Consider the following 26,230-nt stretch of genomic DNA (forward strand, 5'->3'; position numbering starts at 1 on the left):
AAGGGTTATCGCTGCATTTTCATTTATAGTGATTTGACTACCTTACTTAGAGCAGCCCTCGGTAATCGGCAAGTGTCTTATTACGCATCACCTGGCTTTTCGCGTTTGCTGTTCCAGCCCATAAAGTTGTAGATGTTGTAACGAGCAAATCCTATCTGTTCATGCATAGCAAAATCTGTGACCGCAAAGTTGTACCACAATGGCAGCCATGAAATTTGAGCCGCCATATAATCGGCTCTCACTGGAACAACATTCAAGCCGAAGTGGTTGAAGTAGAGCTCGCTGCGACGAATATGTAGGCCAGATGAAACCAGTACAATGTTGTCGAATTTATGATGCTTCATTAGGTCACTAGTAAGCTGTGCATTCTTCCAAGTGTTGACGCTATTTGGCTCTTGAATGATGTCACCCATCGGAACGCCAAGTCTCAGCAATTGTTGTTGATAAACTTCTGCTTCGGTGACACCGTTGTTTTGTGCATCGCCACCACTGATGATCACTTTGCAAGTGGCTTGCGTTTCCGAACAATCTTTATATTGGCTGGCTGTTTCGCTGATTCGGCCATAAGAGAAAAAGGCAGGCTCGAACTCTTGTCTGCTTTTAATTAGCTGCGTGCCTGCACCCAGAAGAACAATCGAATTATTATCTGACCATTGGATTTCAGGCTTACTTTCGTAATTCGCTTGCAGGTCATCTAATAAATAGCGAGGGATAAAACCTGAACCAATCAACACAAATGACGATATAAAAACAAGAGATAAAAAAGTGGAGGTTGCTCGCCATTGAAGTAAGCGTGTTATGAAAACGAAGAGTAGAAGAAGTAAAAGTATAATAAAGCTCATGAGGATCCTGTTATCGAACTGGTGCCAAAATGATGTGACATACTGAAGCGGTGCATGATATATCAGTTATGTTAATCGTTCATAGCTAACTCATTGTTTTATTGAACAAATGCACGATTTTTCCTATTAAACACAATTATCAATGAGATCATTCTAAAAATCGCTTGTTTATTGTTCGATAACACCTTTCTAAATATTGGCATATAAATTAATAGGGTTATTTAAATCTAATTCACTCCATATAAAAACGGTAATAATAAAAAACCGATGCATAGGCATCGGTTTTTTTGTTGGTCGAGCTGTTTGATTCAGAATTAAGCGTTCGCTTGTTCCAGATCTTGTTGCTTGTCTTTCTTACCCAATAGGCGACTTGTGATAGTACCAGCTGTCATTGCACCAGATACGTTAAGCGCTGTACGTGCCATATCGATAAGAGGCTCGATAGAGATAAGCAGTGCTGCAATCGTTACAGGAAGACCCATAGCTGGCAGTACGATAAGCGCCGCGAATGTTGCACCGCCACCCACACCAGCAATACCGAAAGAGCTCACTGTGATAATAGCAATCAGAGACAGAATGAAGTTGATGTCCATTGGGTCGATACCAACCGTAGGTGCAACCATAACTGCTAGCATTGCAGGGTAGATACCCGCACAACCGTTTTGACCAATCGTCGCACCGAAAGAGGCAGACAGGTTAGCGATCGCTGGTGGCACGTTAAGCTTAGTGATTTGAGCTTCAACGTTCAGTGGAATCGTTGCTGCAGAACTACGCGAAGTGAAAGCGAACGTTAGAACTGGCCAGATTTTTTGGAAGTACTCTTTCGGGTTTACGCCAACAAAAGAAACCAACACACCGTGAACAACGAACATCAGCAGAATCGCTACGTAAGACGCTACGATGAAACCTAGTAGGCTTAAGATGTCAGAAGCGCTTGATGTTGCCACTACTTTCGCCATTAACGCTGCGATGCCATATGGTGTTAGTGCCATGATCATCTTAACTAAGCGCATCACGATAGATTGAGCCGCTTCAACGAAGGTACGGATTGGAGATTCTAGTTCTTCTTTCTCTACCATCACTTTACGAGCAGCGATACCCGTTAGCACACCAAAGATAACCACTGCGATGATAGACGTAGAGCGAGCGCCCGTTAGGTCTGCAAATGGGTTAGTCGGAATAAAGCTAATCAGCATCTGCGGAATTGTTAGGTCTGAAACGCTGCCAATGCGGCTTTCTAGTGTTGCGATACGTGCTGTTTCGCGAGCGCCTTCTGTTAAGCCTTCAGCAGATAAGCCGAATGCTTGCGTAACAACAATACCAACAATCGCAGAGATTGCTGTGGTTGCTAGCAGGACAGAAATGGTGATGCCAGAAATCTTGCCTAGTGAACCGCCTTTCTCAAGCTTAACTACCGCCGCAATCATTGAAACTAGTACTAATGGCATGATGACCATTTTCAGTAAGCCAACGTAACCACGACCAACAATGTTTACCCAGTCTAGCGTTTCGTTAATAACAGGATTGCCTTCACCAAATAGCAGCTGAAGACCAAGGCCGAAAGCACTACCAAAAACTAAACCTAATAGAACCAAGCGCGATAACGTGTTTTCTTTTTTCTGCTGTCCGTAGAGAAAGAAGAGGATACCAGTGAATACCGCTAAGGCAGCGATAGCTGAAAGTGACATTTGTTTTCCTTATGAATTTCTTTAAATCGATAGGGCGCTTAGATATATGGGCGCGAATACTGTTAGCTACAGTAGCGACCTGTAACAAAACGTAAAATAAGGAAAAGTAATTTAATAGAACGATTAGTAATATCCACTCAATAGGATGGGTGGATATTCAACACTGTGATGAATAGGTGAGCTTTTTAGCGATATTTTGCCAATAAATTGAGCATGTCACTTGACGAGTAAATTTCGATATTTTGGAAATTATTTTCGAATAATCGGAACAACATTGCTTTAGCTACGTCTTCCGACTGAATAGGGCGTAGGTTTTTGAACTTACCAAACATAAATGGAGACAGCAGAGGAAAGACACTTTGCAGGAGTTTTTCATCAGCTCTTGGTTCATCACGCTCACCAACCAGCGGTCCGGGGCGTGCGATGAAAAGTTGCTTGAAGCCAATACGTTTTAAGTTTTGCTCCATTTGCCCCTTGCAACGAAGGTAGTGCGAATAGGAATCTGGTGAAGCGCCATAGCTAGAAACGACCGCGACGCGTTGAACCCCAAGAAATTTCATCGACTGAGCGACTTGGCTAACCAGCTCCACATCGATTTTGCGCAGTGCTTCTTTTGATCCTGCCTTTTTCTTAGTCGTACCTAAGCAGATAACGCCAAGATTTGGCGTGGCTTGGGTATCGTCCCAACTGGTGACTTGCAGGTCGCTGTGAATAAGCGTGTGGAGCTTGTTGGAGTCAAACTGTGAATTTAGTGCTCTTCGAGATAGGGCATAGATATGCTCGACGGCAGGTTCGTCGGTGAGCAGTTTCATCACATGTTGGCCAATTAGCCCAGTAGCACCAGCCACTACGACCGATGTTTTGTCTCCAGAAATGCTCATCCTAACCCCTTACTCGCTTCACAAGTGCTTGTTTAATATAAACAGTGTTTGAATTTTAAGCGAATAAAAGTTTGATAAATGAGGGGCGAATGCTGAGTGGCTAATGACGTATTTAATATAGTAGGGATCTGAATCCGGTATTGGTTGAGTCTCAAACATAACAAAGCCCGCTGGGCGACGGGCTTTGTTACTTGCTTTGCTGCTTACTAGGTGAAGGACAGTGGGATTTTCCTTACCTTTTTGCTGGTTTTCTTATTTGATTTATTTGGCTTTCTTTTACTTGAGTTCGGAATCATTACACCTCCTAAATCGCTGTTCTGTTGAGTATTTCTATCGCTTGTGTTTCTTTGTGTAGCGTCAGTGTTGTGGGAATTCACTGTATGGGTACTTATCAATGGAGAGATTAACAAGTGTTTTAGATAAAGCATAAACGATGCCAAAATGTAAGTTATTGATAAATCTATTGTCAGAATTGTTGGTGTTATAGGGTTCGTCAATTTGATTGTCAATTTGAGAAAAAACCAACGTGATCTGTCTAAATTAAGAACACTCTCTGCGGTTTCTAGTACTTAGCCATAGATACGACTCTTCTTAACACGTAAACTGAGTCGTAATTCACATAGACCAAGGACGTGCTATGAACTTCAAGCTTGATACTCTTGCTCCCACTCAGATTTATCACCTGATGACACAAACCGTTGTTCCTCGCCCTATTGCGTGGGCATTGACGGAATCTTCTGACCAAGAGTACAACCTAGCGCCTTTCTCTTATTTCACACCCGTTTCCAGCAATCCACCGCTACTGATGTTGTCGGTCGGGAAGAAGCCAACGGGCGAAATCAAAGATACCACTCGTAACGCCCTTGAAACGGGTAAGCTGGTGATCCATATCGCGTCTTCAAGTTCTGCAGAAATAATGACGGCAACAGCTGCCACTCTCGATCATGGTGATTCTGAAGTAACCGCGAATAATATTGAGCTGGTTGAATTTGAGGGCTTTTCTTTACCGAGAGTGAAAGAGTGCGCCGTGGCTTTTGGCTGCACATTGTATGAAGTTAAAGAAGTCGGTGAAGTACCGCAAAGCCTTATCTTTGCTCAAGTTGAACAGGTGTATATCTCTGAAGGTGTGATCGATAAAGAGAGCGATCGCTTGAAGATTGATGCACTAGCACTTGATCCTTTATCTCGACTGGGCGGCGGTGAATACGCGACGCTTTCTAATGTGTTCTCTGTAGCACGCCCTAAATAGCTTTCCTAACTAAACCGTACCCAGAATAAGCGTTTATAAAAACTATGTTAGATACCCAATACTCGCAGTACATCCAACACCGTATTGACCAAAAAACCAAGCCACATGGCGCGCTTGGCTTACTAGAAAAAGTCGCGCATCAACTGGCATTGATTCAGAGCCAAGGCAAACAAGCTGCGGTTGAACACATCGAATTGAATACGCCAAGTATCATTATATTTGCTGGCGACCATGGCATAGCAGATGAAGGTGTGAGTATTGCTCCAAGCGCGGTAACACAGCAGATGGTGTTGAACTTCCTAAATGGAGGTGCAGCGATTAATTGCTTCTGTGCGGTGAATAATATCGATATCACGGTAGTCGACACGGGGATATTGTTGCCTGTGGAATCCGATAGTGGCATGTTGATTTCTCAGCGCTTGGGTACGCGAACCAAAAACTTTGCCAACGAAGCGGCAATGAATTTAGAAACGGTGGAACGTGGGATTGAACTGGGCGCAGAGCTTATATCTAGAACCATTTCGAATGGCACTAATATCATCATGTTTGGTGAAATGGGCATCGGCAATACCAGCAGCGCGTCAGCGATTTTAAGTGTGTTAGCGAATCGCTCTGCAGATGAATGTGTTGGCCTCGGAACTGGCATCAACAATGAACAGCTTACACGTAAAGTGGCTGTGGTTGAGCAAGGTGTTGCGCGTTGCAAAGGTTTAGATGCGACTGAAGTTAAAGATATTAAAGAGGTACTAGCACAAGTCGGCGGTTATGAAATCGTTCAAATGGTCGGTGGTTTCCTTGGTGCTTACCAAAACAGAACACCAGTATTAGTCGATGGCTTTATCGTGTCGGTTGCGGCGTATGTCGCGACCTTAATTGAACCGAACTGCCGTGACTATATGATTTTTGCACATCGCTCTGAAGAGTCAGGGCACAAAATTCTGTTAGAGCTGCTAAGAGCTGAGCCTCTGCTCGATCTTGGATTGAGATTGGGCGAGGGCACTGGTGCAGCTCTGGCGATGCCAATTATTCGTGCGGCAGCCGAGTTTTATAACAACATGGCGAGCTTCGAAAGCGCTGGAGTCACGGTTTAATGAGTGATACTCCAGAAGGATCGTTGAAAGATCGAGTCACTTATCAATGGGAGCTGTTTGCGCTGGCGATGGGTTTCTTTTCTCGATTGCCAATGCCAAAGAACACGCCTTATTCAACAGAGCGAATGAATCGTTCTGGTCGCTACTTTTCAACGGTTGGTTTGTTACTTGGTGTTCTATGTGGCTGTGTGTTCTTGCTACTTGATGCGGTACTGCCGAGTGCAGTAGCGATCTTCTTGATGATGAGTTTCAGCTTAATGCTCACTGGCGCTTTCCATGAAGACGGATTGACCGACATGGCGGATGGCATCGGTGGCGGTATGACACTTGAACGCCGCTTAACCATCATGAAAGACAGCCGAATTGGTACATATGGCGCGTCTGCTCTGGTTATGGTTCTGCTGGGCAAGTGGGTGCTGTTGAATGAGCTGGTCAGCTTGACTGGGGTGTTTATGGTCATCGTGACGAGCTACACCTTTAGCCGAGCGATCGCAGCATCGCTGATTTACGACATGCCTTATGTCAGTGATTTGGACACGAGCAAGAGTAAGCCATTGGCCAACAAGCAAACTAAAGGTGAACTTGTCTTTTTATTGTTTGTGGGCGTACTGCCTAGCCTGTGGTTTGGTCTTGAATTCGCTATGGTTTTATCGGTCGTCGCCTATCTTTTCAGAGCAGGTTTCAAAAAGTGGTTAACGGCTCGAATCGGTGGCTTTACTGGCGACTGCTTGGGGGCAGCACAGCAGTTGATGGAGTTATTGATTTACCTGGTATTCATTACTGTATTTTACAATGGCTTTCTATAACGGTTTCCTATGACAAACACGAATCAAATTAGTCACACAAGACAGCGAAACAGCCATCTGGTATTGGGCGGGGCTCGTTCAGGTAAGTCGAGTTTTGCAGAGCAACAAGCATTATGTGCGCTTGATGCATGTTCAAATGGACGCCTCAATTATATTGCGACAGCGACGTATCTTGATGACGAAATGCGAGAACGAATCTCGCACCATCAACAACGTCGTGGCGAGCATTGGATCGAGCATGAAGTTCCTGTTGAGCTAGCCGAAAAACTGCAGTCTTTTGAGAAAGAAGATGTGGTGTTGATTGACTGCCTAACATTGTGGTTGAACAACATCATCTTTGAACTGGGTGATGATGCAACCAATGAGCAGATTGAAGCCGTGGTTGAAGTTTTGGTAAAAAGCGTCGAGCAAAGTCCGGCACAAATTATCATGGTGTCTAATGAGGTCGGTTTAGGTGTGGTGCCACTGGGTAAAGTGTCGCGCTTGTTTGTTGACAATGCTGGGCGAATGAACCAATCGCTAGCTCGCGTTGTTGAACGAGTCACTCTGGTCGCAGCAGGGTTACCACTGAGCTTAAAACCATCCAATCACTTGCTTGATACTCAAGCCTAGGTCACGCACATGGTCAATGGAACAACCAAAAACATCTATCTGCTAAGACATGGCAAAGTCGAAGGAAAAGCTGCACTTAATGGTTTATCTGATGTATTGGTGAGCCCTGAGCTTCAAGAACAGATATGTCAGGCGCTTGCTACACAAGACATTACCTTTGATAGCATGGTTACCTCGCCATTAAGACGATGTGGTGATCTCGCGAGCTTGTATGCAGAGCGTATGTCTGTGCCTTTGTCGATTGCACCTGGCTTTCAGGAAATGAACTTCGGTGAAGTCGATGGTGTCCCATTTGATGAACTTGAAGACAAGTGGGGAATGCTAGAAACCTTTTGGCAAAACCCAGCAAATCATCAATTGACTGGCGCAGAAAGTTTACAGAGGTTCCAAGACAGAGTAACTCAAGCTTGGTCGCAACTTTTGAACAATCCAAGTGACAATATATTGTTGGTTACTCATGGTGGTGTGATTCGCATTCTGTTAGCGCATTGCCTTGATATCGATTGGAAAAATCCGAGTTTGTACTCGAAGTTATCGATAGAAAACGCGTCGATAACTCATATTCAAATCACTCAGTTTGCACAGAGTTTTATCAGCGTTAAATCGATAGGGCTGCCTGTTCTCTGAGTGTTCAAAAAACACAGTTTGAGAATTAACAATCTATTAGATCTGTAAATAGACACAGATCTAATAGATCGAAATATAAAGCGGCGTTCACAGCCGTTATACCTGATTGGTATTACTACCTACGTGAAAGGAATTTAGTCATGACAACACCGAGTTGGGATCTAAGCATTGCTTACAGCGATCTTAATGATGCAAAAATCGAACAGGACATTGAACTCATTCAGCAGTGTATTGAGCTGTTGAACTTACACGTTGAAAAGCGTCACATCATTCTAGCGATGCAAAACGCGATTCAGACTTCAGAAGCGGCAGGCACGTTACTCAGCACGATCAACACTTTTGCTAATTGCCACGCATCGGTTGACGCGACACACACAGAAGCGAAAGCACTGCTTGGCCGTGTCGCAAAGCTGAGCTCGGAAATGTCTCAAGCGTTCAGCCCTTACGAAGACACGCTGATTCACGCTGAACCAGAGTTTATTGATGCGGTTTTAGAACACGAGAGTGCCGATGTTGCGGGCCAACGCTTTGCTATCGAAAGCTCACGTAAGTTATCAAGCAGTCGACTCAGTGTTGCTGAAGAGCAGTTATTGGCAGCGATGAAGGTTGATGGGCGTGACGGATGGGGTCGTTTATACGATAACCTAACCGGTTCTTTAAAACTGTCGCTAAAGCTGGACGGTGAAGATGAAGCTCTAGGTTTTTCACAAGCCGCGAGCCTGTTGTACGGCAGCGAATTCGATAAACAAGAACCGGCATGGCGCGCCGTTCAAGGTGCGATGAAAACGCATCAAGAGTCTTTTGCTTCGATCCTAAATGCATTGGCGGGTTGGCGACTGACTGAAAACAAAAAGCGCTCGAAGATTAGCGATGTGCATTTCTTAGATCCAAGCCTACACGGCAGCCGCATTGTGCCAGAAACGCTCGACACCATGATGTCAGTAGCGAAAGCGAATCGCACGGTTGGTCAGAAAGCAGGTTTGTTGATGGCAAGAGTTCACGGGCTCGATGAAATGAAGCCTTGGAATCATTTGGCAGCAATGCCACCGCTGGGTGACGCTGAATCTAAGATCTACCCATTTGATGAAGCGATCGAAGTGATCAAAACTGCGTTCGCTGAAGTAAATCCAGAGATGGCTGATTTCGTCGCTTTGATGGTTGAGAACGGTTGGATTGATGCAGCTCCAGCTGCGAACAAACGTCTAGGTGCGTACTGCACCAAGTTTGCTGCGACACGCACACCTCTTGTGTTTATGACATGGAGCGGTAGCCGCTCAGATTTAATGACATTGGCGCACGAACTAGGCCACGCGTTCCACAACTGGGTGATGAAAGACATGCCGTTGTGTCAAACACGCTACCCAATGACGCTAGCAGAAACGGCTTCGATCTTTGCTGAAAACATCGTTCGTGACCATCTATTGAAGCAAGCAAAAACACGCAATGAGAAACTTGAAATGCTATGGGAAGAGCTTTCTTCTTCTTTGGCATTAATGGTGAACATTCCTGTGCGTTTTGAGTTTGAAAAAGCTTTCTACGAGCAGCGTGAAAAAGGTGAGCTAACGGCTCAGCAGCTGTGTGACTTGATGGAAACGACTTGGAAAGAGTGGTACGGCGATGCAATGACAGAAGCCGACCCTTACTTCTGGGCGAGCAAGCTGCACTTCAGCATCTCTCAAGTAAGCTTCTACAACTACCCATACTTGTTTGGTTACCTATTCAGTAAAGGTGTTTATGCTCAGCGAGATGCGAAAGGCGAGCAATTTTACGGCGATTACGTGTCGTTGCTTCGTGATACAGGCAGCATGATGGCGGAAGAAGTCGTTCAAAAGCACCTTGGTATGGATCTGACTCAAGCGGATTTTTGGCAACAAAGCATCGACATGGTCAAAGTTCAAATCGATGAATTTGAAAGATTACTCGATCAGGAAGATTAATTGATCTCAATCTGTTCATGGCAGGTAAGAGCTGTGTTAGCTTACGTGGCTCTTATCTTGCTGAGATGACCTGAGACAACCAAAAGCTGCTCTAAATAGCGAAAGTTATTTGGAACAGATGTCGGTTAGTAAAATCAGCAGGTAATACAAAAATATATGGGTAGTATTTGTGAGTGATAACGGAGTTTCTATTGATAAGTGCGATCCTAGCAACACAATTTCTATGTACAATTTATTAACATACGGCCGTGCAATTAAGGAGTAGCGCATGACGAAGACCCTCTTTCGCCAATCATTTCTTTTTGACAGCCTAGATCTTGAACAAGAAGTGGTTGCAGGACAGACCGTACTGAGTAACGGTGTTCAAATTAAGCTTCATCAACGCGGTGTATTGGAAGTGATTCCCGCAGAGTACAATTCTGAAACCAAGAATATCATCTTTTCAACAGGTGTTCATGGCGACGAAACTTCACCAATGGAGCTGATTGATAAGCTCATTGAGGATATTGAAACAGGCTTCCAAGTAGTGACAGCAAGATGTTTATTCATCATTGCTCACCCGGAAGCAACCAACGCGCATACTCGTTTTCTTGATGTGAATATGAACCGTCTGTTTGATGAAAAACAGCACGAAAGCAACCGAGAAGTGGATATCGCGAAGAACCTTAAGTACTTGGTGACTGAGTTTTACAAAGAAACGGTACCTGCCACTCGTTGGCACTTAGATCTGCACTGTGCGATCCGTTTGTCTAAGCATTACTCTTTCGCCGTAAGCCCTAAGGTTCGCCACGAAGTACGCAACAAGGAGCTTTTCGATTTCATCAACAGTGCTCACGTTGAAGCTGTGTTGCTGTCGAATGCACCAACCAGCACCTTCAGTTGGTACAGCGCAGAAAACTTTGAAGCGCAAGCACTGACAATGGAGCTAGGGCAGGTAGCAAGAATTGGTGAGAACCAACTTGATAAGCTAACGGCTTTCGATTTGGCAATGCGCAATCTGATTGCTGAAATAGAACCAGAACATCTACCAAAGAAAACCATTACTTATCGCGTCAGCCGAACCATTGTTCGTTTGCACGATGACTTTGATTTCATGTTCTCTGATGACGTTGAGAACTTTACGGCATTCAAGCACGGTGAAGTGTTTGGTCATGATGGCGATAAGCCATTGATGGCGAAGAATGAAAACGAAGCAGTAGTGTTCCCAAATCGCAACGTGGCTATCGGTCAACGAGCGGCCTTAATGGTGTGCGAAGTTGAAACACGATTCGACCATGGTCAGCTTGTGTACGATTAATACCGAGCAGGGTTAAAGCGACGAAAACAACCGCTCAACTGGTTGAAATATCAAGGTTCACATTACGGTGTGAGCCTTGAGTTTATTTAGGGATACAGGTAAGGTTACGCGAACAATTTCAAAGTAGCTTGATATGGATTTCCAACAACTTCTTCACCAGAAACAGCGCAAATGGACCCGAGCCATTTATCTGATGGCAGCACTGCTTGTCGCGCTGAGTGCGATTTACCTAATGGTTGGCGATCTCTTCATTTCCCCTCTGGACACCTTGTCCACGTTAGAACAAAAACTACTGATTGATTTACGCTTACCTCGATTATTAGCAGCGATTGCGATCGGGGCAGGGCTAGCTGTATCTGGCGCAAGCTTACAAGTCTTATTAGGCAACGTATTAGCAGAGCCAGGAGTACTCGGCATTTCTGGGGGCGCAAGCCTCGCCATGGTGATTGTGCTGTTCTTCTTGCCGTTTGCGCCGACCCCAGAACTGTTCATGATTGCTGCGGTTTTAGGCTCGCTCTGTTTCACCGTGATACTGGTGAGCATGGTAAAAACGATGCGACTCACCACGGCTAAATTACTGCTGGTGGGTGTTGCATTAGGCATTCTTTCTGGCGCGATGGTGACATGGGCGTTCTATTTTAGTGATGACTTAAGTCTACGCTTGTTGATGTATTGGCTGATGGGTAGCTTGGGTGGTGTAACTTGGTACCAACACTCGCTCACGTTAGTGATGATCCCCGTTATTATCTGGTTGTGTTTGCAAGGCAGCAAACTAGACAAACTGATGATAGGCGAAACGCATGCCGCACAGTTAGGCGTGAATGTTCCGAGATTACGTTGGCGTTTAATCTTCGCTGTCTCAATTTTAGTCGGCTGCGCGGTTGCCTTAGGTGGCGTGATCAGCTTTGTTGGCTTGGTTGTGCCACACTTATTGCGTTTAGCGATTGGTACTGATAACAAATATCTGCTTCCTTTGTCTGCCGTTGCTGGTGCTGCATTGCTGGTATTTGCTGATATCTGTGCAAGAACCTTATTAGATTCCGCAGAGCTGCCTTTGGGTGTGATGACCACCAGTATTGGTGCGCCTATCTTCATTTGGATGTTAATTAAAAATCATGATTCAAATTAAGAGCCTGAGCGTCGGCGCTCGTTTATTACCACTATCATTTGAGCTCAAGCAAGGGCAGGTGACTCATGTTATCGGCCCGAATGGCAGCGGTAAAAGTACCTTACTCGAAGCGATATCTGGCATTGGTGATGGCTATAAAGGTGATATAAAGTTCGACGGGCAGGATTTGTCACAACTGTCGCTACAAGATTTATCATTACATCGTGCTTATTTATGCCAAAGCGCAAGGCCAGCCTTCAACTTGGAAGTATTCCAATACCTTGCGTTGTCATTGCCAAGTTCATCGCATGGCCTTGAGGCTGAAATCAACGCAGCTTTGGAAGAAATTAGCCAGATGCTAGACATTGCAGACAAACTTCATCGTTCAATTCAGACACTGTCTGGTGGTGAATGGCAACGCGTTCGTTTGGCGGGCATGTGTCTGCAAATTTGGCCGACACTTAACCCCTACGCGAAGCTGCTGATCCTTGATGAACCTGCCGCTCCGCTGGATATTGCTCAAGAAGCCTTGTTGTACAAGCTCATTGAACGAGTAGCAGAGAAGGGCATTGCCGTAATCATGGCTAACCATGATTTGAACAGAACCCTAAGACACGCAGACCAAGTGTTGCTGCTCGATAAGGGCGTACTGCAAGCATCAGGTACCGCTACAGCAGTGCTTATTCCAGAACAACTAGAGTCCGTGTTCAACACTGAAGTCAAAAGTATCTCAGTCGATAGTCAAACCTATCTGCTGTTTGGTTAGATAGGGCGTTTGTCTAGAAAGAGTATTTGCTAAAAGGTTATTTGGTTAAGCGGATTCTTGGGTTCAAGACGAGTTAGTAAAGGAAGCAAATATGTTTAGATACATCCAAAGAAGAAGAATCAAAAAGGTGATTAAGTCTTTGTCAGCAAAGATGGTAAAGAGCTACGGAAGCCGTGATTTCTTCTCTATCGGACAAGTAGAAACTAGCTCTAAAGACCTGAGTACGCGTCAGCAACAAATTGCTTTCGCGCTGTTTGCTGATCCACAAGATTTCAACACTGAACTGGCGACCAACATTCAATTGCTGCGAAAAGATGTGTCTAATGACTTCTTCGGTGGAGAAGAGTACACAGCGCGAGATGTACTCAATCTATTGGGTGGCTGTGGTTGGAAGGGCGGTCGTATGGACGATGACATGTCGCATCGTATGGGCATGCATAGCCGTTATTAATTACCTTCTCATTACTCAACTTGTGTACAACTCGTGCAGCATACTTAATGTATATATTGGAAGCGGCTTAATCATTAAGCCGCTTTTTTATTCACTTTGAATAATGTTGCGTCAATCAAGACGGAATACTGAGATCCGATAATTCGAAGCAACATCATCTATCGACAACGCATTTCTTTGAGTTGTGTGACTCTGATTCCTATCAATATAAAACCCGCTGTTATTGATAAAATTGACGTATATATTTTTCGTTGTTCTTCAAATAAAAACTATAAACCCTCGAAGTGCAATTTTGATTGGTAAGTGACCAATTGATGTGATGTGCAGGGTAAAATAATAGAGAGTGGGAAAGTGACAACAATAAATAATAATATTCTAAAAGTAGCAGTAGGTATGGCTATGCTATCGAGTGTGCCTTCAGTGGCAAATGCTCATGGTTGGTCTGAATTTCCAAGTGCGCGTCAGAACTCGTGTTACGAGCAAGGCGGAATCTGGTCGGGTACACCACCTAATGCTGCGTGTGCTCAAGCAAAAGACATTTCTGGTTCATATCCGTTTGTTCAACGTAACGAATACGCTAAAAATGTTCAGGATTTCAATAATATCAATGCTGTAAAAGCGGCGATTCCTGACGGTACGTTATGTTACGCCAATGATTCGCAAAAACGCGGTATGGGTGCGCCTCATACTGGTTGGACTCGTACTGAACTAAATACTGGTACGTTTGAATATGTATTCAATGCGACTGCGCCACACAACCCTTCTTTTTGGGAGTTCTACCTAACGAAACCAAACGCAGACCTAAGCAAAGGCTTAGCGTGGGGAGACTTAGAGCTTATCCAAGAAGAGGGTAACGTTCCGGTTAATGGTGGTAAGTACCGCATTAACGTCACTATCCCTTCAGACCGTTCTGGCGATGCGATTCTATTCGTTCGCTGGCAACGTGATGATGCTGCGGGCGAAGGCTTCTACAACTGTTCAGACATCACTATCGCGGGTGGCACAACCCCTCCACCAGAGCCGGGTCCAGAGCCCGATCTAGTGCGTGGTGATCTGTTTGTTTCAGACCAATTTGGAACGCCAGAAGTTGGTGATACAGTTAAGTACGACATCATCAACAAGTATGGTGAAGTAGCGCGTAGCTTCGACATCGTCATCGATGCTTCAAACATTAACGATTGGGCTCGTTTGTTGGCTTCAGAAATCAATGGTTGGCATGAAGAGTTTAAAGATGGCGCGATCTTCATTGGTGACTGGCACGCTGAAATGCAGCACTACATGTACTTCCAAAACGATCCTTCACGTAACTTCTTCAACTCAAAAGATAGCCGTGCTTCTGGTCAGTTAACGCTGATTGATGGTGGCGACGGTGGTGTTGAACCACTGAAAGGTGACATCTACGAGCTAGTGAAGAGTGACAATGTTGTGAATGCTGGCGATAAAGTTGTGATTGCAACAAGCGAAGCGGCGACATTGACTCAAACTCAAGGTTCTTCAGTAAGCATCCAGAATAACGGCACGGCTTCTATCGTAGTTGATACCGCTGGCATCACTGCAAACGAAACTCTATCGTTTATGGCTAGCTCAATTGAAAACGACAGTGTTGAAACCTTCACGTTCGAAGTGATTGCTGATGGCAGTGGCGTGACACCAGACCCTGATCCGACTCCTGACCCAGACAATGGCACTTGGGACTCATCAGCGACTTACCTTGGTGGCGAAGTCGTGACTTAGTCGAACCAGTCATGGAAAGCGCAATGGTGGGTTCAAGGTGGTACAAACCCTAAAGCGACCTACGAAAATGACAAATGGGGCGTTTGGCGTCCAGCTCAATAACTCCATAGGTTTCACGATATGGGCACACCTGAGGTGCCCATATCTAATGACCTCGAGTTTAACTAACCTTGATTCCACGAATTTACTTCTTCAGAACATCCAGATACATTCCTCACGTCAGCCCCAATAAAAACAATTTCATCTAACCTATTGTTAAATATTTACTATTTGGTAATGTGTCTAGTTGCACATTGAGGATGTGCATCACATTTAGCGAAGAATAATAGTAGGAGTTGCGATGAGTATTATAGTGAGACGGTCTGAACCGTCAGATGCAAAGGGAATAAAAGAAGTTTACGAATGCACTAATGCTTATACCGGTACGCTGCAACTCCCAAATCCATCTCTGGAAAGCTGGCAGAAACGAATCTCCAATATACCTGATAACGTGTACTCGTATGTCGCGATGATCGACGATGAGATTGTTGGTAATTTGGGAATGGAAGTGTGTGTAAACCCGAGAAGGCGTCATGTTGCTTCATTCGGTATGGGTGTTAAAGATGATGTATTAGGCAAAGGTGTCGGTAGCCAACTGCTCGCGACCGCGATCGACTTGTGTGATAACTGGATTAACATCAAGCGATTGGAGCTCACTGTCTATACCGATAACGAAAGAGCGATCAGCCTATATAAGAAGTTTGGTTTTGTGATTGAAGGTGAGTCAGCAGGGTTCGCTTTTAGAAATGGCGAATATGTGGCGGCTTATCATATGGCTCGACTGGTATAGTGTTCTGCTTCTAATACAAGGCTCCAATTAACACAGCTAGAGTTTTCTAATAGATAATAAAACGCCACGTTAAAATAACGTGGCGTTTTCGGTTTCAGTCAACTGAGGCTTTAAAGTGTTTCAGTTGTAGCCTTACTTAAGCCGTTAGAGGCTCAAGGTTCGCTGGGCGGTAGTGTACTGATTTTAGTACTTTACCTTGGCGAACTGTCTTGCCTTCAGATACGAAATCTTCCGCACACTTCGCGATGATGTATTCGCCTTTTTGAACAGCCATCAGTTTGATGTTCTGCTCAGCATAGAAAGCTTCTGTTTCAGCGTATTCTGTTTCGTTGCGACATACTTTGCTCATGTTGCTTGAGTGTACTTCGTCCCAGCAAGGCAAGAAGTCGATTGAGCGGTTTTTAGAAACATTCAACAGTAGGTCGATCAGGTAGCTGATTGCTAGGTTGTCTTCTACTTTCGACTGACCAAGGTGGACTAAACGTCCCATCAAAACATAAACGCTGTCTACAATAGCGTCCGCTTGTTCGATTTTAGAGTCAGCTTCTGCAAGTTCTGTTAGTTCTTCGATCGCTAGAGAGGTATGTAGCGTATCGCCTTTTTCGTCCATTGTTTCAGGAGCAGCAACAGGCAGATCAAAAGTACTGCGGAACTCTTCAATGTCGCGGTAAAGGTGATCGTAGATTTCTTGGCTTAGTTGAGAAAGGTTCATTTTCCTATCCATTCTGTTTCGTTAATGGATTATTTTATCAAAGCTCGGAATAGGGTGCTAACGCAAAGTCGAAGAAGTCGACTTTTATTCATTGGACCAATGAGGTATTTTGCATACAAACCGATTGATTATTATGTTTTCTGCCCTTTATTAGTAATAACCTCAATATTGGTGTTGTCATTTATCTCGTCAGCAGTGGGATCTCCGTTATGTACCAAGCCAGTGAAAGCGAAATTGTTATACGCCGTTTGTATCAAATCACCAATGATTATCGAAAGGGCTTCGATATTCAGATCGCTCAGCTGCTTATTATGGGGCTTGAACGCTTCAACCTTGATATTGGTATCTTATCGAAAGTCGATGGTAATTCTTATTTAGTTGAGCACTGCGTTACACCTGAAGGGGTAGAACTCAATAGCGGTGACACCTTCGATTATCGTTCGACTTATTGCGAAATTACTTGTAAATCGATTGGTCCTATCTGCATTGAGCATTGTGGTAAACACGATAAGTATGCGACTCATCCTGCCTATCAGTCTTTTGGTTTGGAGTCATACATTGGTATTCCCATTTTCGTTAATGATGAGCTTTATGGCACCTTAAACGTTTCAAGCCCAGAGCCTTATCATCGTGAGTTCAAAGAGTTCGATATCGACGTGATGAGGTTAATGGCCTCATGGATCGAAGTAGAGCTGGTTAGAAGACAACAAGAACGAAAACTCAAAGAGCTCAATGAGAAGTTAGAGTACCAAGCTATGTACGATCCTTTGACACATTTACCAAATAGACGTTGCTTGTTCAAAACGTTGAATGCGGAAGTCGAGCAGTTAAAAGGCTCTTTAGGAAAAGGAACCTTGGCAGTTGTCGACATCGATTTCTTTAAACAGGTCAATGACACTTATGGCCACCAAATGGGTGATGTTGTCTTAAAGAAAGTGGCGAACGTGCTAAGTAATAACACTCAAGAGGGTGAGTTTGTGGCGCGTTTTGGTGGTGAAGAGTTTATTCTTTGGTACCCAAATAAAACACCAAGTTGTATAGAAGATAAGTTCATGACTCTTTTGCAAGAGATGAAGAAAATCACGCTGGATAGAAAGCCTGTTACTATATCAATCGGTGCGTGTCATTTTGAGTTGAGTACAGGGGATACCAAAGGGGAAAGGATGTCGGCGTTAGATAAGCTAATCAAAGTTGCCGATGAATGTCTGTACATTGCGAAACAAAATGGACGAGATCAGTTTCTTTCTCGTCCATATCATCAAGAGCGCTCAGGAATATGAGCCAGCATGTTAGAGATTAACTGAACAGGTAAGGGAATAGCTTACGACGTTCTTCCGGCGTTAAAGACTCAACTCTCGCGATGTTGGTATCAGGAATCGCTTCAGGGTTAGGGTAGTGCTTCAACACCTTTTCCATACTCGCTTCACGAATCAAATGGTAAACCGGATAAGGAGAACGGTTCGTTAGGTTTTCATCGTCTTCTGGATCTGCACCGCCAAAGCAATAGTCTGGGTGGAAGGTTGCCACTTGGTAAACGCCTTCCCAATCTTCTTGCTTGATCAGCGCTTCAATCCAATCAATGAACATGTTGTAATCGAAGAAATCTTGCAGCATGTTAGGAACCACAACCAGAGTCGTCTCTAGTTCAGCGACTGGTGTGTTATCTAACTCTACGAAATGCGTCATGATGTCTTCCAACAACGCTTCTTCCGTATTCGCTTCACTCACAAAGATCTTAATCTGTTTATTACGTTGTGGCTTGGCTGCAAATGGACACAGGTTTAGGCCAATAACGACATCGTCTAACCACTGTTTTACTTGGTCGTGGATGGTTTGAAGATCTGAGCTTTGAGTGTTCGACATAACAGGTTCCGAAATGAAATTTTGCGTAGGATATCAGAACGAACGTTAATCAAAAGCAATAATTGAGTTACAACCTCAGTCGTACTTATGCTTGTGCGAGTTTGGACGCCGATACTTGGCGCTGTTTTAACTGGTAGACCCAAGCAAATATCGCGACATAGAAGATCGAGCCGCCTGCAATCACGCCATTCCAACCGAACAGTTGCCAGCAATAAAGGAGTAAGAAGCCTCCTAAACTGCCACCTATGTAGTAGTGGACTAAGTAAAGTGCCGTTGCTGTCGCTTTGGCGCTCGGTGCTTTTTGGCTCACCCAAGAGTAGGCAAGAGTGTGGGCGAAGAATGCTCCGCCACTAATTAATAACAAGCCAGCTAACATGAACGGGACTTTATCGACCGCAGAAATTAGCATCCCAATCAGGCTAATACACACGCCCATTAATATACCGTTTAACGGATCAAAGCGAAGTGTCCATTTGTTGGAGAGCTTAGAGCTTACCGTTCCGGCCAAGTAACATAGGAATATAAGCGAAGCTAAACCCACTGGCACAGAGTGAGGCGCAGATACTAGCCTAAAGCCCATTACCGAATACAGGTTAACGAACAACGCGAAGTTAGCACCACCAATCAACATCGCGAGCCACAAGGTACGGTTTCTTAAGTGCATCACAACCGAGCGGTTATGTTGAAAGAACAACCCTTTCTGTGGTTTGAAGTTTTGTTGATCAGGCAATCTAAAGGCGATATAGAGCGCGCCAAGCAAAGATCCGACAACGAAAAACAAAACCGTTGCGTGCCAGTTGAAATAATCCGTAATCAAGCCACCCAATACACGCCCGAAGATGCCACCTAAAGAATTAGCCGCAATATATCCTCCAATCGCGACTGCGAATGCTTTGGGTGATAACTCTTCGACCATATAGGCAACCGCCACGCCCGCAAAAGCAGCGACTGCGATTCCCATGAATGCTCGGGCAATAACAAGTTGCAGTAGAGTGGTTGTGAACACCATGCTCAGCCCGATTAGCGGGATAGCAAATAAGCTGAACAGAATGATGGGTTTTCGACCGAAGGTTTCAGAAGCGATCGCCCAAGGCACTAAGCTGATGGAAAGCCCAAGTGTTGTCGCGGCAAACAGCCAGTTGATTTGAGTTTCAGATACTTGGAAGTGCTCCGCCATGTGCGGCAAGATTGGCTGAAAGAGGTAAAGGTTACAGAAAATGATAAACGAGCCAATCGCCAATGATTGGGTGATGCGTTTGTATTGAGGACTGCCTTTATCAAACATTTACGTTGTGCCTGCACGAGTTAGTAAGCTATTTGTGAACAAGTTATCAGTACAAGTGTGATTAAAGAAATATATTAAAAATATCACCTCTATATATTTAATATATCGCCATGCTTGAATCAAAACCACTTCGACATTTTCTGGCTGTTGCGCAGTTTGGTAACTTCACCCAGGCCGCCAAAGCGCTGCATATCGCACAGCCTGCATTGAGTATTTCTGTTAAAAAACTCGAACAGACGCTTGAGTTGATTCTCTTCCGTCGAGGAGATAAATCCGTAACATTAACGGAAGAGGGAAAAGTATTGTTCGAACACGCCAAGAGGATTACTCAACAGTTCGATGATGCTCAACTCGCAATGAACGAGTTAAAGGGGTTGGAGAAAGGAGAAGTGCGGTTAGGCGCTCCAAGCATGATGGGGAGTTACTTTTTCCCACAGGTGGTGATGGCATTCAAGAGCCAATACCCGAACCTAAAACTGACGATTATAGATGCTGGTACTGCTTCGATTCGTGAAATGTTATTAAACGGTGAGCTTGATATCGGCGTGATTAATCATGAAAACGTGCCTGACGACCTCGAAACTGATCATCTATTGAGTTCTGAAATGTTAGCCGTCGTTGGTAAAGATCACCCATTGGCAACGCAAGCATCCATCACCTTTGAAGAGTTTTTCGCTCAAGAGCTGATCATGTTCAAGTCGGGTTATTTCCACCGTGACTTTATCGATGCGACCTGCAAAAAGTACAACCTAGACATGACCATCGCATTCGAAACCAACTTGCTCCCGATGATTCTTTCTATAGTGAAGCGAGAGTTCGCCATTACCGCACTACTCAGCTTAGTGACAGAGTACGAGGAAGATGTTGTCGGCGTGCCATTCAAAGACCCTGTGAAACTGAACCTCTCTTTGGCTTGGAGAAAGGAAGGATATCTTTCGAAGGCAGATAGAACCTTTATTGATTTCGTTAAGCGGTATGTATGATTTAGTAAGATATAAATAAACAAAGCCCGAAAATCCTAGGTTGGACATTCGGGCTTTGTTTGTAGAAATATAAGTCTCTTAAATCACGTTAAGTGTTCTTAGAGTTATACATCTTATCGAAGTTCTTCTGATTCCAACCGACCATCACTTGATCGCCGATCTTAAGCACTGGTATAGAGCGAGCACCCATCGCCTGTAACTCTTTACGGCCACGCTGCATCTTTGCATTCGTCAGGCGGTAAACAATTTTCTTAGAGTCTAAATACCTTTGGGCATCTTTACAGTGCGGGCATTTGTCTGCGACGTACAATACAACACGTTTCATTTTTTCATTCTCTTGGTGAATCTCGCTAAAGTGTAACGAATCCTAGGTGATTAGAAAAGTGTGATCAGTTACACTATGCGGCTCAATTTTCAAGACCACAACGTATTGTTGTGGTGTAACTTGTACGGTCTTTCAGCATGCATCCTTCTTTACGCTATATTCAAGGCTATCCTAAGCACATTCTTGATCCTGTGACTCAACTTGTCGAGTCGGGTAAATTGGTGCCTTGGTTTGAAGCTCGCTACCCAAAGAATCATGAAATAAAAAGCGAGAAAGCCCTGTTTGACTATGCGATTGAGATAAAAAATCGCTACATGAAAAAAACACCACCGATCAGCAAAGTGATTTACGACGGCAAGATACACCTAATCAATAATGCGTTAGGTCTTCATTCTTACGTTGCGAAGAATCACGGTGGAAAGATCAAATCAAAGAATGAAATTCGTATTGCCAGTGTTTTTAAAAATGCACCAGAACCTTTACTTAGAATGCTGGTGGTACACGAACTGGCGCATATCAAAGAGAAAGAGCACGACAAAGCCTTTTACCAACTATGCTGTCACATGGAACCGGAATATCATCAACTTGAGTTGGATGCCCGTTTATTCATGATGTATTTAGATTTAAAGAAGTAGCCCAATGAGCCAATCACAAAATAGAAAGACGCTAAGCCTGTCGAAAAACAGTACTTCATCAGCAAAAACAAAAGACAATCAAGCTGATGTTAAGCCAAGTACAGCTAAGCCAAGCAGCGACAAGCGTATTTCTACAAAGAACACATCAGATAAAAGCCGCAAGAGTAGTGCACCGAAAGGTACGGGCAATAACAAAGCAAAGCGACCTTTTGCAAAAGATAGCAAAGGGAAGCAGGGCGCGAATAAAGGATCATCAAATAAGGGTTCTTTTAATAAAACGGCTTTTAACAAGAACGCAGCTCAGAAAAGACGTTCTTCTGAAAAACCTCAAGGTGGATTACACCCAAGAAACCAGCACACTGGTCGTTATGACTTTGAGTTGTTGGTTGCCTCGTTGCCTGAGCTAAAAGAGCACCTGATCAAGAACCCAGTAGGAGAAGACACCATTAACTTCTCTGATCCATTGGCCGTTAAGCTACTCAACAAAGCTTTGTTAGCACACCACTACGGCGTTAAACATTGGGATATTCCTGCTGGTTACTTGTGCCCGCCAATTCCTGGCCGTGCAGACTACATTCACAGAGTGGCCGACATCCTTAATAGCGATGGCCAAGGCGAACCCTATAACCACGCGTCTGTGAAAGCATTAGATATTGGGGTTGGTGCAAACTGTATCTACCCAATCATTGGCACCACGGAATACAAATGGCGTTGCACAGGTACAGATGTTGATCCTGTTTCCATCAAAACAGCGAACTTCATTGCGGAAAGCAACGTTAATCTAAAAGGTAAGATCCGAGCTCGCCTACAAGCTGACTCTGAATCTATCTTTAAGGGCGTGATTAAGGGTAATGAACGTTACGATGTCACTATTTGTAACCCTCCATTCCATAGCTCCCTTGAAGAAGCGGAAAAGGGGTCACAACGTAAACTGGATAACCTAGCGGCGAACCGTGCTAAGAAGGCAGGTCAGTCATTTAAGCCAGAAATGAACAAGAAGCCAGCCAAGCAAAATAAATCAACTAAGCAAGATAAACCAACCTTAAACTTTGGTGGTCAAAAAGCCGAGCTTTGGTGCCCGGGTGGTGAAGCCGCTTTCATTATGAAGATGGCGAGAGAGAGTCAACTTTTTGCTACTCAAGTTTTGTGGTTTACGACATTGATCTCTAAGAAAGATAACGTCGATATGGTTCGTTCAGAGCTGGGTAAGCTACGAGCTAAACAAGTGAAAGTTGTCGAGATGTCTCAAGGCCAGAAGGTAAGTCGCTTTATCGCATGGACCTTTATGGACGATGAACAAAGACAAGAGTGGATCGCGCTTAAGTAACGACTGCACTTAATTAAGATATTAAGTCGAAATTATGAACGGGCTTGTTGTTAACGCAACAAGCCCGTTTTTTGTGTTTTGCATATTCGCTAAGCAGAAAGCAACTCATCTAACTTACTCTGATATTTCTGCTCTAGGGCTCTGTTCCCGGCTTTGTTTTCGAGATCGACCAAGATTTGAAGTGATGGAATTTGATAGCCATAACGCTGGTGGAATTTGAATAAACGAAGTCGAGCCTCATTGTAATCGGCTTCACTTACTTCGATTTTAGAAAGCTGTAATATCGACTTTACTCGATTTGGGTCATGGTCAATGGCGCGAGTGAAGTAGTACTTCGCTTGGTCAGTATTGCCAGCCTTAAATGCGCAAAATGCCGCGTTTTCATAACTTGCAGACACCAAGTAGTAGTAGGGTTGGTCGATGGCTCGATTGAAGTACTTGTCGGCTGGTTCGTATTCGCCCTGTTTACACAAAAATGTACCGTAGTTGTTCAATACATTACCGTTTCTAGAATCGAGACTGAGTGCTTTGCGGTAAGTGGTTCTCGCTTCGTCTACTTCGCCCACTTGTTCGTAGTAATGCGCCATTGAAAGTCGAGCACGGTAGTAGCTAGGTGCGTGCTTGATAGCCAGCTCAAGATTTTCACGCGCTCTTACCATATTGCCTTGTCCCATATAGCCCAAACCTAATTCGATTCGAGATTCAGACATCGCAATAGGATCGCTTTCAATTTTTGGTGGTCCTTCAGTGACAGAGACGCAACCGACCAACGAAAGCGAGGTGAGTAGTACCAAACTTGATAACGAAAGGGGGCGGTGCAACGAAATCGGATTTGAGAATGACGGCTTGGCAGGCATGTGAAGCTCCTTATGAACACCAACCCATCATATGAAATCAAACCCATTGAAGTGGTAAATCTATTATGGAATGCGACTCAACCACCATAAAAAAACCGCGTCCAATTTGGAGTCTTATCAACAACCTATTGAACACGGCTTTATGTGTTTGTGAATCGGAAAAGAGAACTTAATCGTCTTTGGTAAAGTTGTCTTCGCTGAAATGCTCCAGATCGTAAGGCGTTTGTTGGTAAACGCAGTAGTTTAGCCAGTTAGAGAATAACAAGTGGCCATGACTACGCCAGCTTGCAACAGGCTTGTTGTCTGGATTGTTGTTCGGGTAATAGTTGATTGGAATAACAGGCTCCATGCCTTCACCTAAATCACGAATGTATTCATTGTGAAGTGTATGGGAGTCGTATTCAGGGTGGCCCGTTACAAACACGTTTCGTTTATCTTTGGTCGCTGCTAGATATACACCCGCAACATCAGAAGTCGCAAGAACATCAAGGTCGGTATGTTCAGCTAAGTACTCTTGAGAGAAGTCCGCATAGCGAGAGTGCGGTGCCAAAAATGTATCGTCGAAGCCACGCAGAATAGGATGGTATGGGTTATGTATCTCGTGGTTATAAACACCAGACAGCTTCTCTTTACGAGTGCGTTTTGGCAAATCATACAATAACTTCAAACCAGCCTGAGCCGCCCAACATACGTATAGCGTTGAAGTAACGTGCTTGTTTGCCCATTCCATGATGGTTTTCAGGTGATCCCAGTAGATAACATCTTCAAATTGAACCAAGCCAAGCGGCGCGCCAGTGATGATCAATCCATCAAAGTTTCTTCCTTTGACCATTTCAAATTGGCGGTAGAAGTTATCAAGGTGTTCAGTCGGTGTGTTTTTGCTCGGTCGGTCATCAATGCGCAGCAGCTCTACGTCCACTTGCAATGGGCTGTTTGATAGTAGGCGTAAGAATTGAGTTTCGGTTTCAATCTTCTTCGGCATTAGGTTGAGGATCAAGACTCGAAGTGGACGAATTTCCTGTGTCGATGCTCTTGATAACGGCATAACGAAGATGTTTTCTTCACGAAGAACATCGGATGCTGGCAATTGGTCTGGAATGCGAATAGGCACAGCTTTCTCCCTAAGCTAGATATGTAGACGTCTATACATCTAAATCTATAGTAGTTTGATACGCTTGTCGATATGCAAAATGGATAGATGTAAATTATTTGTGTTTTCTATCAGAAGCAATCCACGGGCACAGAGGGGAGCCTCATAGCATTCAGTGATTGTCTGAGTCGAGTGTAAGTACTTGGTTTTCGGATATTGAGCAAAGGCAGTTATCAGAGAAACTCGTTAGTATTTGAGATAAACTTGAGCTTTCGAATTAGCCTGTAAAGTGACAGATGAAGTTAATACTCATTCGAGGGTTGCCTGGTTCGGGCAAGTCAACAAAAGCCAAAACCTACGATGCGTTACACGTTGAAGCCGATATGTATTATGTGAATGAGCAAGGTGAATATCACTTTGACCCTAGACAGCTGCAACAGGCACATGAGTGGTGCCAAAACACGGCTGAAAATGGTCTAAAGCAAGGTCTTGATGTCGTGGTCTCAAATACCTTTATTAAGCACTGGGAAATGAAGGCTTACCGCCAACTAGCACGCAAATATAAAGCAGAATTGATTATCGAAGTCTGCCGAGAGCAATATGGCACTATTCACGACATCGAACCATCGGTGATTAAGCGTATGGCGAAAGATTGGCAAGAATAGCCTCGTTCTTCCTCTGCTTGCATGGCTGTATGGTAAATAGAATTAAATTAATAGAACAACTCCAAGGTAACGATTGAAATGGCAAAGCGCTCTGTTGTGGTCGACATGACTTCTTATGGTATCTATTCCACATGGGATTCCAAATCTAAAGATCTTCCAAAAATCCAAGAGTTCACCACCATCGTTGATGCTGAAATCGACGTGGAGTTTGGCTATATCCTGAATATAAAAAAAGCCAAAGGTGAGAAGATTCGTTACTGCATTTATCACCCGAACATCACCACAGACAAAGGTGAAGTGCTCGAACCGTTCGATGGTGAAGAGTATGTCGGCAACAATGATTGGGATTTCTACTTAGGTGACACTATCTGGGCACCTGTCTCGAACAAACTAGGAAAATGGCGTATGACGGTTGAGCTAAAAGGCAACATCATCGCCGACAAGACATTCGACCTAGTAGCAAAAGACGAAGGCCAATTCTGGAAGCGTAGGGGGTTTTAGGTTCGACCTTCCATGTTCACCTAAACAGCAAAAAGCCGAGCATCGTGATGATGTCTCGACTTTTTTCAT

Annotated in this window: 26 protein-coding genes and 1 pseudogene; 18 read left to right on the top strand and 9 right to left on the bottom strand. The window is 44.2% G+C overall.

The genetic code is table 11. From position 1 onward, the window contains the following. Window positions 1-80: 80 nt before the first annotated feature. The 3 genes from BCU34_RS05365 to BCU34_RS05375 form a co-directional block, all read right to left on the bottom strand. Entirely contained in the window at window positions 81-842 is a 762-nt protein-coding gene (locus BCU34_RS05365) for a YdcF family protein (RefSeq protein ID WP_102480591.1), read from the bottom strand. Between the two features lie 314 nt (window positions 843-1,156). Continuing rightward, the gene (locus BCU34_RS05370) at window positions 1,157-2,530 is read right to left on the bottom strand and encodes an L-cystine transporter (protein ID WP_048658519.1); all 1,374 of its coding nucleotides are present in this window, start codon (window positions 2,528-2,530) and stop codon (window positions 1,157-1,159) included. Window positions 2,531-2,715: 185 nt separating this feature from the next. After that, a complete protein-coding gene (locus tag BCU34_RS05375; RefSeq protein ID WP_065678663.1) occupies window positions 2,716-3,411 on the bottom strand; it encodes an NAD-dependent epimerase/dehydratase family protein in 696 nt (231 codons plus the stop codon). A gap of 637 nt (window positions 3,412-4,048) precedes the next feature. Here BCU34_RS05375 and BCU34_RS05380 point away from each other — a divergent pair. The 12 genes and pseudogenes from BCU34_RS05380 to BCU34_RS05435 all read left to right on the top strand — a co-directional run bounded on the left by BCU34_RS05380 (window position 4,049) and on the right by BCU34_RS05435 (window position 15,918). Continuing rightward, a complete protein-coding gene (locus tag BCU34_RS05380) occupies window positions 4,049-4,660 on the top strand; it encodes a flavin reductase family protein (protein WP_102433227.1) in 612 nt (203 codons plus the stop codon). Between the two features lie 44 nt (window positions 4,661-4,704). After that, window positions 4,705-5,751, top strand: coding sequence for a nicotinate-nucleotide--dimethylbenzimidazole phosphoribosyltransferase (cobT, locus tag BCU34_RS05385; protein ID WP_102479371.1), 1,047 nt, complete (start codon window positions 4,705-4,707; stop codon window positions 5,749-5,751). Then, window positions 5,751-6,557 (top strand): adenosylcobinamide-GDP ribazoletransferase, encoded by an 807-nt coding sequence (locus tag BCU34_RS05390; protein ID WP_102479369.1) that lies wholly within the window; start codon window positions 5,751-5,753, stop codon window positions 6,555-6,557. Before cobT ends, BCU34_RS05390 begins: the two co-directional genes overlap by 1 nt. Window positions 6,558-6,566: 9 nt before the next feature. Then, window positions 6,567-7,169 carry a bifunctional adenosylcobinamide kinase/adenosylcobinamide-phosphate guanylyltransferase gene (gene cobU / locus BCU34_RS05395; protein ID WP_102479368.1) on the top strand — a complete coding sequence of 201 codons (603 nt, stop codon included), beginning with the start codon at window positions 6,567-6,569 and terminating at the stop codon, window positions 7,167-7,169. Between the two features lie 9 nt (window positions 7,170-7,178). Beyond that, window positions 7,179-7,796 (top strand): alpha-ribazole phosphatase family protein, encoded by a 618-nt coding sequence (cobC, locus tag BCU34_RS05400; protein WP_102479367.1) that lies wholly within the window; start codon window positions 7,179-7,181, stop codon window positions 7,794-7,796. A 140-nt stretch (window positions 7,797-7,936) separates the two neighbouring features. Next, a complete protein-coding gene (locus tag BCU34_RS05405; protein WP_102479365.1) occupies window positions 7,937-9,733 on the top strand; it encodes a M3 family oligoendopeptidase in 1,797 nt (598 codons plus the stop codon). Between the two features lie 268 nt (window positions 9,734-10,001). Next, window positions 10,002-11,030 carry a succinylglutamate desuccinylase gene (locus BCU34_RS05410; RefSeq protein ID WP_017092609.1) on the top strand — a complete coding sequence of 343 codons (1,029 nt, stop codon included), beginning with the start codon at window positions 10,002-10,004 and terminating at the stop codon, window positions 11,028-11,030. A 133-nt stretch (window positions 11,031-11,163) separates the two neighbouring features. Beyond that, window positions 11,164-12,159, top strand: coding sequence for a vitamin B12 ABC transporter permease BtuC (btuC, locus tag BCU34_RS05415; protein WP_017070911.1), 996 nt, complete (start codon window positions 11,164-11,166; stop codon window positions 12,157-12,159). Beyond that, window positions 12,146-12,904, top strand: coding sequence for a vitamin B12 ABC transporter ATP-binding protein BtuD (btuD, locus tag BCU34_RS05420; RefSeq protein ID WP_102479104.1), 759 nt, complete (start codon window positions 12,146-12,148; stop codon window positions 12,902-12,904). Before btuC ends, btuD begins: the two co-directional genes overlap by 14 nt. A 91-nt stretch (window positions 12,905-12,995) precedes the next feature. Beyond that, complete coding sequence (locus BCU34_RS05425; RefSeq protein WP_048658532.1) at window positions 12,996-13,355, top strand: DUF6559 family protein; 360 nt, start codon at window positions 12,996-12,998, stop codon at window positions 13,353-13,355. A gap of 399 nt (window positions 13,356-13,754) precedes the next feature. Further along, window positions 13,755-15,191, top strand: a pseudogene (locus BCU34_RS05430) (lytic polysaccharide monooxygenase). Between the two features lie 238 nt (window positions 15,192-15,429). Further along, complete coding sequence (locus tag BCU34_RS05435; RefSeq protein WP_065103620.1) at window positions 15,430-15,918, top strand: GNAT family N-acetyltransferase; 489 nt, start codon at window positions 15,430-15,432, stop codon at window positions 15,916-15,918. A gap of 136 nt (window positions 15,919-16,054) precedes the next feature. Here BCU34_RS05435 and BCU34_RS05440 read toward each other — a convergent pair whose 3' ends face one another. After that, window positions 16,055-16,630, bottom strand: a complete 576-nt coding sequence (locus tag BCU34_RS05440; protein WP_048658535.1) for a nucleoside triphosphate pyrophosphohydrolase family protein — start codon at window positions 16,628-16,630, stop codon at window positions 16,055-16,057. A 209-nt stretch (window positions 16,631-16,839) separates the two neighbouring features. Between BCU34_RS05440 and BCU34_RS05445 the strand changes: the two genes are divergently transcribed. Then, the gene (locus BCU34_RS05445) at window positions 16,840-17,910 is read left to right on the top strand and encodes a diguanylate cyclase domain-containing protein (protein ID WP_102479103.1); all 1,071 of its coding nucleotides are present in this window, start codon (window positions 16,840-16,842) and stop codon (window positions 17,908-17,910) included. Between the two features lie 16 nt (window positions 17,911-17,926). Here the strand turns inward: BCU34_RS05445 and BCU34_RS05450 are convergent, their stop codons facing one another. Both BCU34_RS05450 and BCU34_RS05455 read right to left on the bottom strand, forming a co-directional pair. Next, window positions 17,927-18,493, bottom strand: a complete 567-nt coding sequence (locus BCU34_RS05450) for a DUF1415 domain-containing protein (protein WP_081228582.1) — start codon at window positions 18,491-18,493, stop codon at window positions 17,927-17,929. Window positions 18,494-18,578: 85 nt separating this feature from the next. Next, window positions 18,579-19,778, bottom strand: a complete 1,200-nt coding sequence (locus BCU34_RS05455; protein ID WP_102479102.1) for an MFS transporter — start codon at window positions 19,776-19,778, stop codon at window positions 18,579-18,581. A gap of 110 nt (window positions 19,779-19,888) precedes the next feature. Here BCU34_RS05455 and BCU34_RS05460 point away from each other — a divergent pair, with 110 nt between their 5' ends. Continuing rightward, window positions 19,889-20,761 carry a LysR family transcriptional regulator gene (locus BCU34_RS05460; RefSeq protein WP_102479101.1) on the top strand — a complete coding sequence of 291 codons (873 nt, stop codon included), beginning with the start codon at window positions 19,889-19,891 and terminating at the stop codon, window positions 20,759-20,761. An 88-nt stretch (window positions 20,762-20,849) separates the two neighbouring features. Here the strand turns inward: BCU34_RS05460 and BCU34_RS05465 are convergent, their stop codons facing one another. Next, window positions 20,850-21,086 (bottom strand): glutaredoxin family protein, encoded by a 237-nt coding sequence (locus tag BCU34_RS05465; RefSeq protein ID WP_016786183.1) that lies wholly within the window; start codon window positions 21,084-21,086, stop codon window positions 20,850-20,852. A gap of 137 nt (window positions 21,087-21,223) precedes the next feature. On the opposite strand from BCU34_RS05465, the gene BCU34_RS05470 reads away from it, so the two are divergent. Together BCU34_RS05470 and rlmF are read left to right on the top strand one after the other, a co-directional pair. Next, entirely contained in the window at window positions 21,224-21,721 is a 498-nt protein-coding gene (locus tag BCU34_RS05470; RefSeq protein ID WP_004734935.1) for a YgjP-like metallopeptidase domain-containing protein, read from the top strand. A gap of 4 nt (window positions 21,722-21,725) precedes the next feature. Beyond that, complete coding sequence (rlmF, locus tag BCU34_RS05475) at window positions 21,726-23,048, top strand: 23S rRNA (adenine(1618)-N(6))-methyltransferase RlmF (protein WP_048668595.1); 1,323 nt, start codon at window positions 21,726-21,728, stop codon at window positions 23,046-23,048. Between the two features lie 89 nt (window positions 23,049-23,137). Here the strand turns inward: rlmF and pilW are convergent, their stop codons facing one another. Then, window positions 23,138-23,905 carry a type IV pilus biogenesis/stability protein PilW gene (gene pilW / locus BCU34_RS05480; RefSeq protein ID WP_102479100.1) on the bottom strand — a complete coding sequence of 256 codons (768 nt, stop codon included), beginning with the start codon at window positions 23,903-23,905 and terminating at the stop codon, window positions 23,138-23,140. A gap of 169 nt (window positions 23,906-24,074) precedes the next feature. Further along, window positions 24,075-25,016 carry a homoserine O-acetyltransferase MetA gene (gene metA, locus BCU34_RS05485; RefSeq protein ID WP_048658543.1) on the bottom strand — a complete coding sequence of 314 codons (942 nt, stop codon included), beginning with the start codon at window positions 25,014-25,016 and terminating at the stop codon, window positions 24,075-24,077. Window positions 25,017-25,291: 275 nt separating this feature from the next. Here metA and BCU34_RS05490 point away from each other — a divergent pair, with 275 nt between their 5' ends. After that, a complete protein-coding gene (locus BCU34_RS05490; RefSeq protein ID WP_102479099.1) occupies window positions 25,292-25,660 on the top strand; it encodes an ATP-binding protein in 369 nt (122 codons plus the stop codon). Window positions 25,661-25,738: 78 nt separating this feature from the next. Beyond that, window positions 25,739-26,161, top strand: coding sequence for a DUF3859 domain-containing protein (locus BCU34_RS05495; protein WP_048611912.1), 423 nt, complete (start codon window positions 25,739-25,741; stop codon window positions 26,159-26,161). The last annotated feature ends 69 nt before the right edge of the window (window positions 26,162-26,230 follow it).

It is taken from the genome of Vibrio sp. 10N.286.45.E10 (assembly GCF_002874195.2).
Classification (GTDB): Bacteria; Pseudomonadota; Gammaproteobacteria; order Enterobacterales; family Vibrionaceae; genus Vibrio; species Vibrio crassostreae.

Excerpts from the sequence above, each read along its gene's own strand:
- BCU34_RS05405 (WP_102479365.1), top strand. The coding sequence starts at position 7,937 with ATGACAACACCGAGTTGGGATCTAAGCATTGCTTACAGCGATCTTAAT.
- BCU34_RS05425 (WP_048658532.1), top strand. The coding sequence starts at position 12,996 with ATGTTTAGATACATCCAAAGAAGAAGAATCAAAAAGGTGATTAAGTCT.
- BCU34_RS05460 (WP_102479101.1), top strand. The coding sequence starts at position 19,889 with ATGCTTGAATCAAAACCACTTCGACATTTTCTGGCTGTTGCGCAGTTT.
- BCU34_RS05440 (WP_048658535.1), bottom strand. The coding sequence starts at position 16,630 with ATGAACCTTTCTCAACTAAGCCAAGAAATCTACGATCACCTTTACCGC.
- pilW (WP_102479100.1), bottom strand. The coding sequence starts at position 23,905 with ATGCCTGCCAAGCCGTCATTCTCAAATCCGATTTCGTTGCACCGCCCC.
- BCU34_RS05445 (WP_102479103.1), top strand. The coding sequence starts at position 16,840 with ATGTACCAAGCCAGTGAAAGCGAAATTGTTATACGCCGTTTGTATCAA.
- BCU34_RS05375 (WP_065678663.1), bottom strand. The coding sequence starts at position 3,411 with ATGAGCATTTCTGGAGACAAAACATCGGTCGTAGTGGCTGGTGCTACT.
- BCU34_RS05495 (WP_048611912.1), top strand. The coding sequence starts at position 25,739 with ATGGCAAAGCGCTCTGTTGTGGTCGACATGACTTCTTATGGTATCTAT.
- BCU34_RS05410 (WP_017092609.1), top strand. The coding sequence starts at position 10,002 with ATGACGAAGACCCTCTTTCGCCAATCATTTCTTTTTGACAGCCTAGAT.
- cobC (WP_102479367.1), top strand. The coding sequence starts at position 7,179 with ATGGTCAATGGAACAACCAAAAACATCTATCTGCTAAGACATGGCAAA.
- BCU34_RS05365 (WP_102480591.1), bottom strand. The coding sequence starts at position 842 with ATGAGCTTTATTATACTTTTACTTCTTCTACTCTTCGTTTTCATAACA.
- BCU34_RS05435 (WP_065103620.1), top strand. The coding sequence starts at position 15,430 with ATGAGTATTATAGTGAGACGGTCTGAACCGTCAGATGCAAAGGGAATA.
- rlmF (WP_048668595.1), top strand. The coding sequence starts at position 21,726 with ATGAGCCAATCACAAAATAGAAAGACGCTAAGCCTGTCGAAAAACAGT.
- btuC (WP_017070911.1), top strand. The coding sequence starts at position 11,164 with ATGGATTTCCAACAACTTCTTCACCAGAAACAGCGCAAATGGACCCGA.
- BCU34_RS05380 (WP_102433227.1), top strand. The coding sequence starts at position 4,049 with ATGAACTTCAAGCTTGATACTCTTGCTCCCACTCAGATTTATCACCTG.
- BCU34_RS05455 (WP_102479102.1), bottom strand. The coding sequence starts at position 19,778 with ATGTTTGATAAAGGCAGTCCTCAATACAAACGCATCACCCAATCATTG.
- BCU34_RS05370 (WP_048658519.1), bottom strand. The coding sequence starts at position 2,530 with ATGTCACTTTCAGCTATCGCTGCCTTAGCGGTATTCACTGGTATCCTC.
- cobU (WP_102479368.1), top strand. The coding sequence starts at position 6,567 with ATGACAAACACGAATCAAATTAGTCACACAAGACAGCGAAACAGCCAT.
- BCU34_RS05450 (WP_081228582.1), bottom strand. The coding sequence starts at position 18,493 with ATGTCGAACACTCAAAGCTCAGATCTTCAAACCATCCACGACCAAGTA.
- btuD (WP_102479104.1), top strand. The coding sequence starts at position 12,146 with ATGATTCAAATTAAGAGCCTGAGCGTCGGCGCTCGTTTATTACCACTA.
- BCU34_RS05470 (WP_004734935.1), top strand. The coding sequence starts at position 21,224 with ATGCATCCTTCTTTACGCTATATTCAAGGCTATCCTAAGCACATTCTT.
- cobT (WP_102479371.1), top strand. The coding sequence starts at position 4,705 with ATGTTAGATACCCAATACTCGCAGTACATCCAACACCGTATTGACCAA.
- BCU34_RS05465 (WP_016786183.1), bottom strand. The coding sequence starts at position 21,086 with ATGAAACGTGTTGTATTGTACGTCGCAGACAAATGCCCGCACTGTAAA.
- BCU34_RS05490 (WP_102479099.1), top strand. The coding sequence starts at position 25,292 with ATGAAGTTAATACTCATTCGAGGGTTGCCTGGTTCGGGCAAGTCAACA.
- BCU34_RS05390 (WP_102479369.1), top strand. The coding sequence starts at position 5,751 with ATGAGTGATACTCCAGAAGGATCGTTGAAAGATCGAGTCACTTATCAA.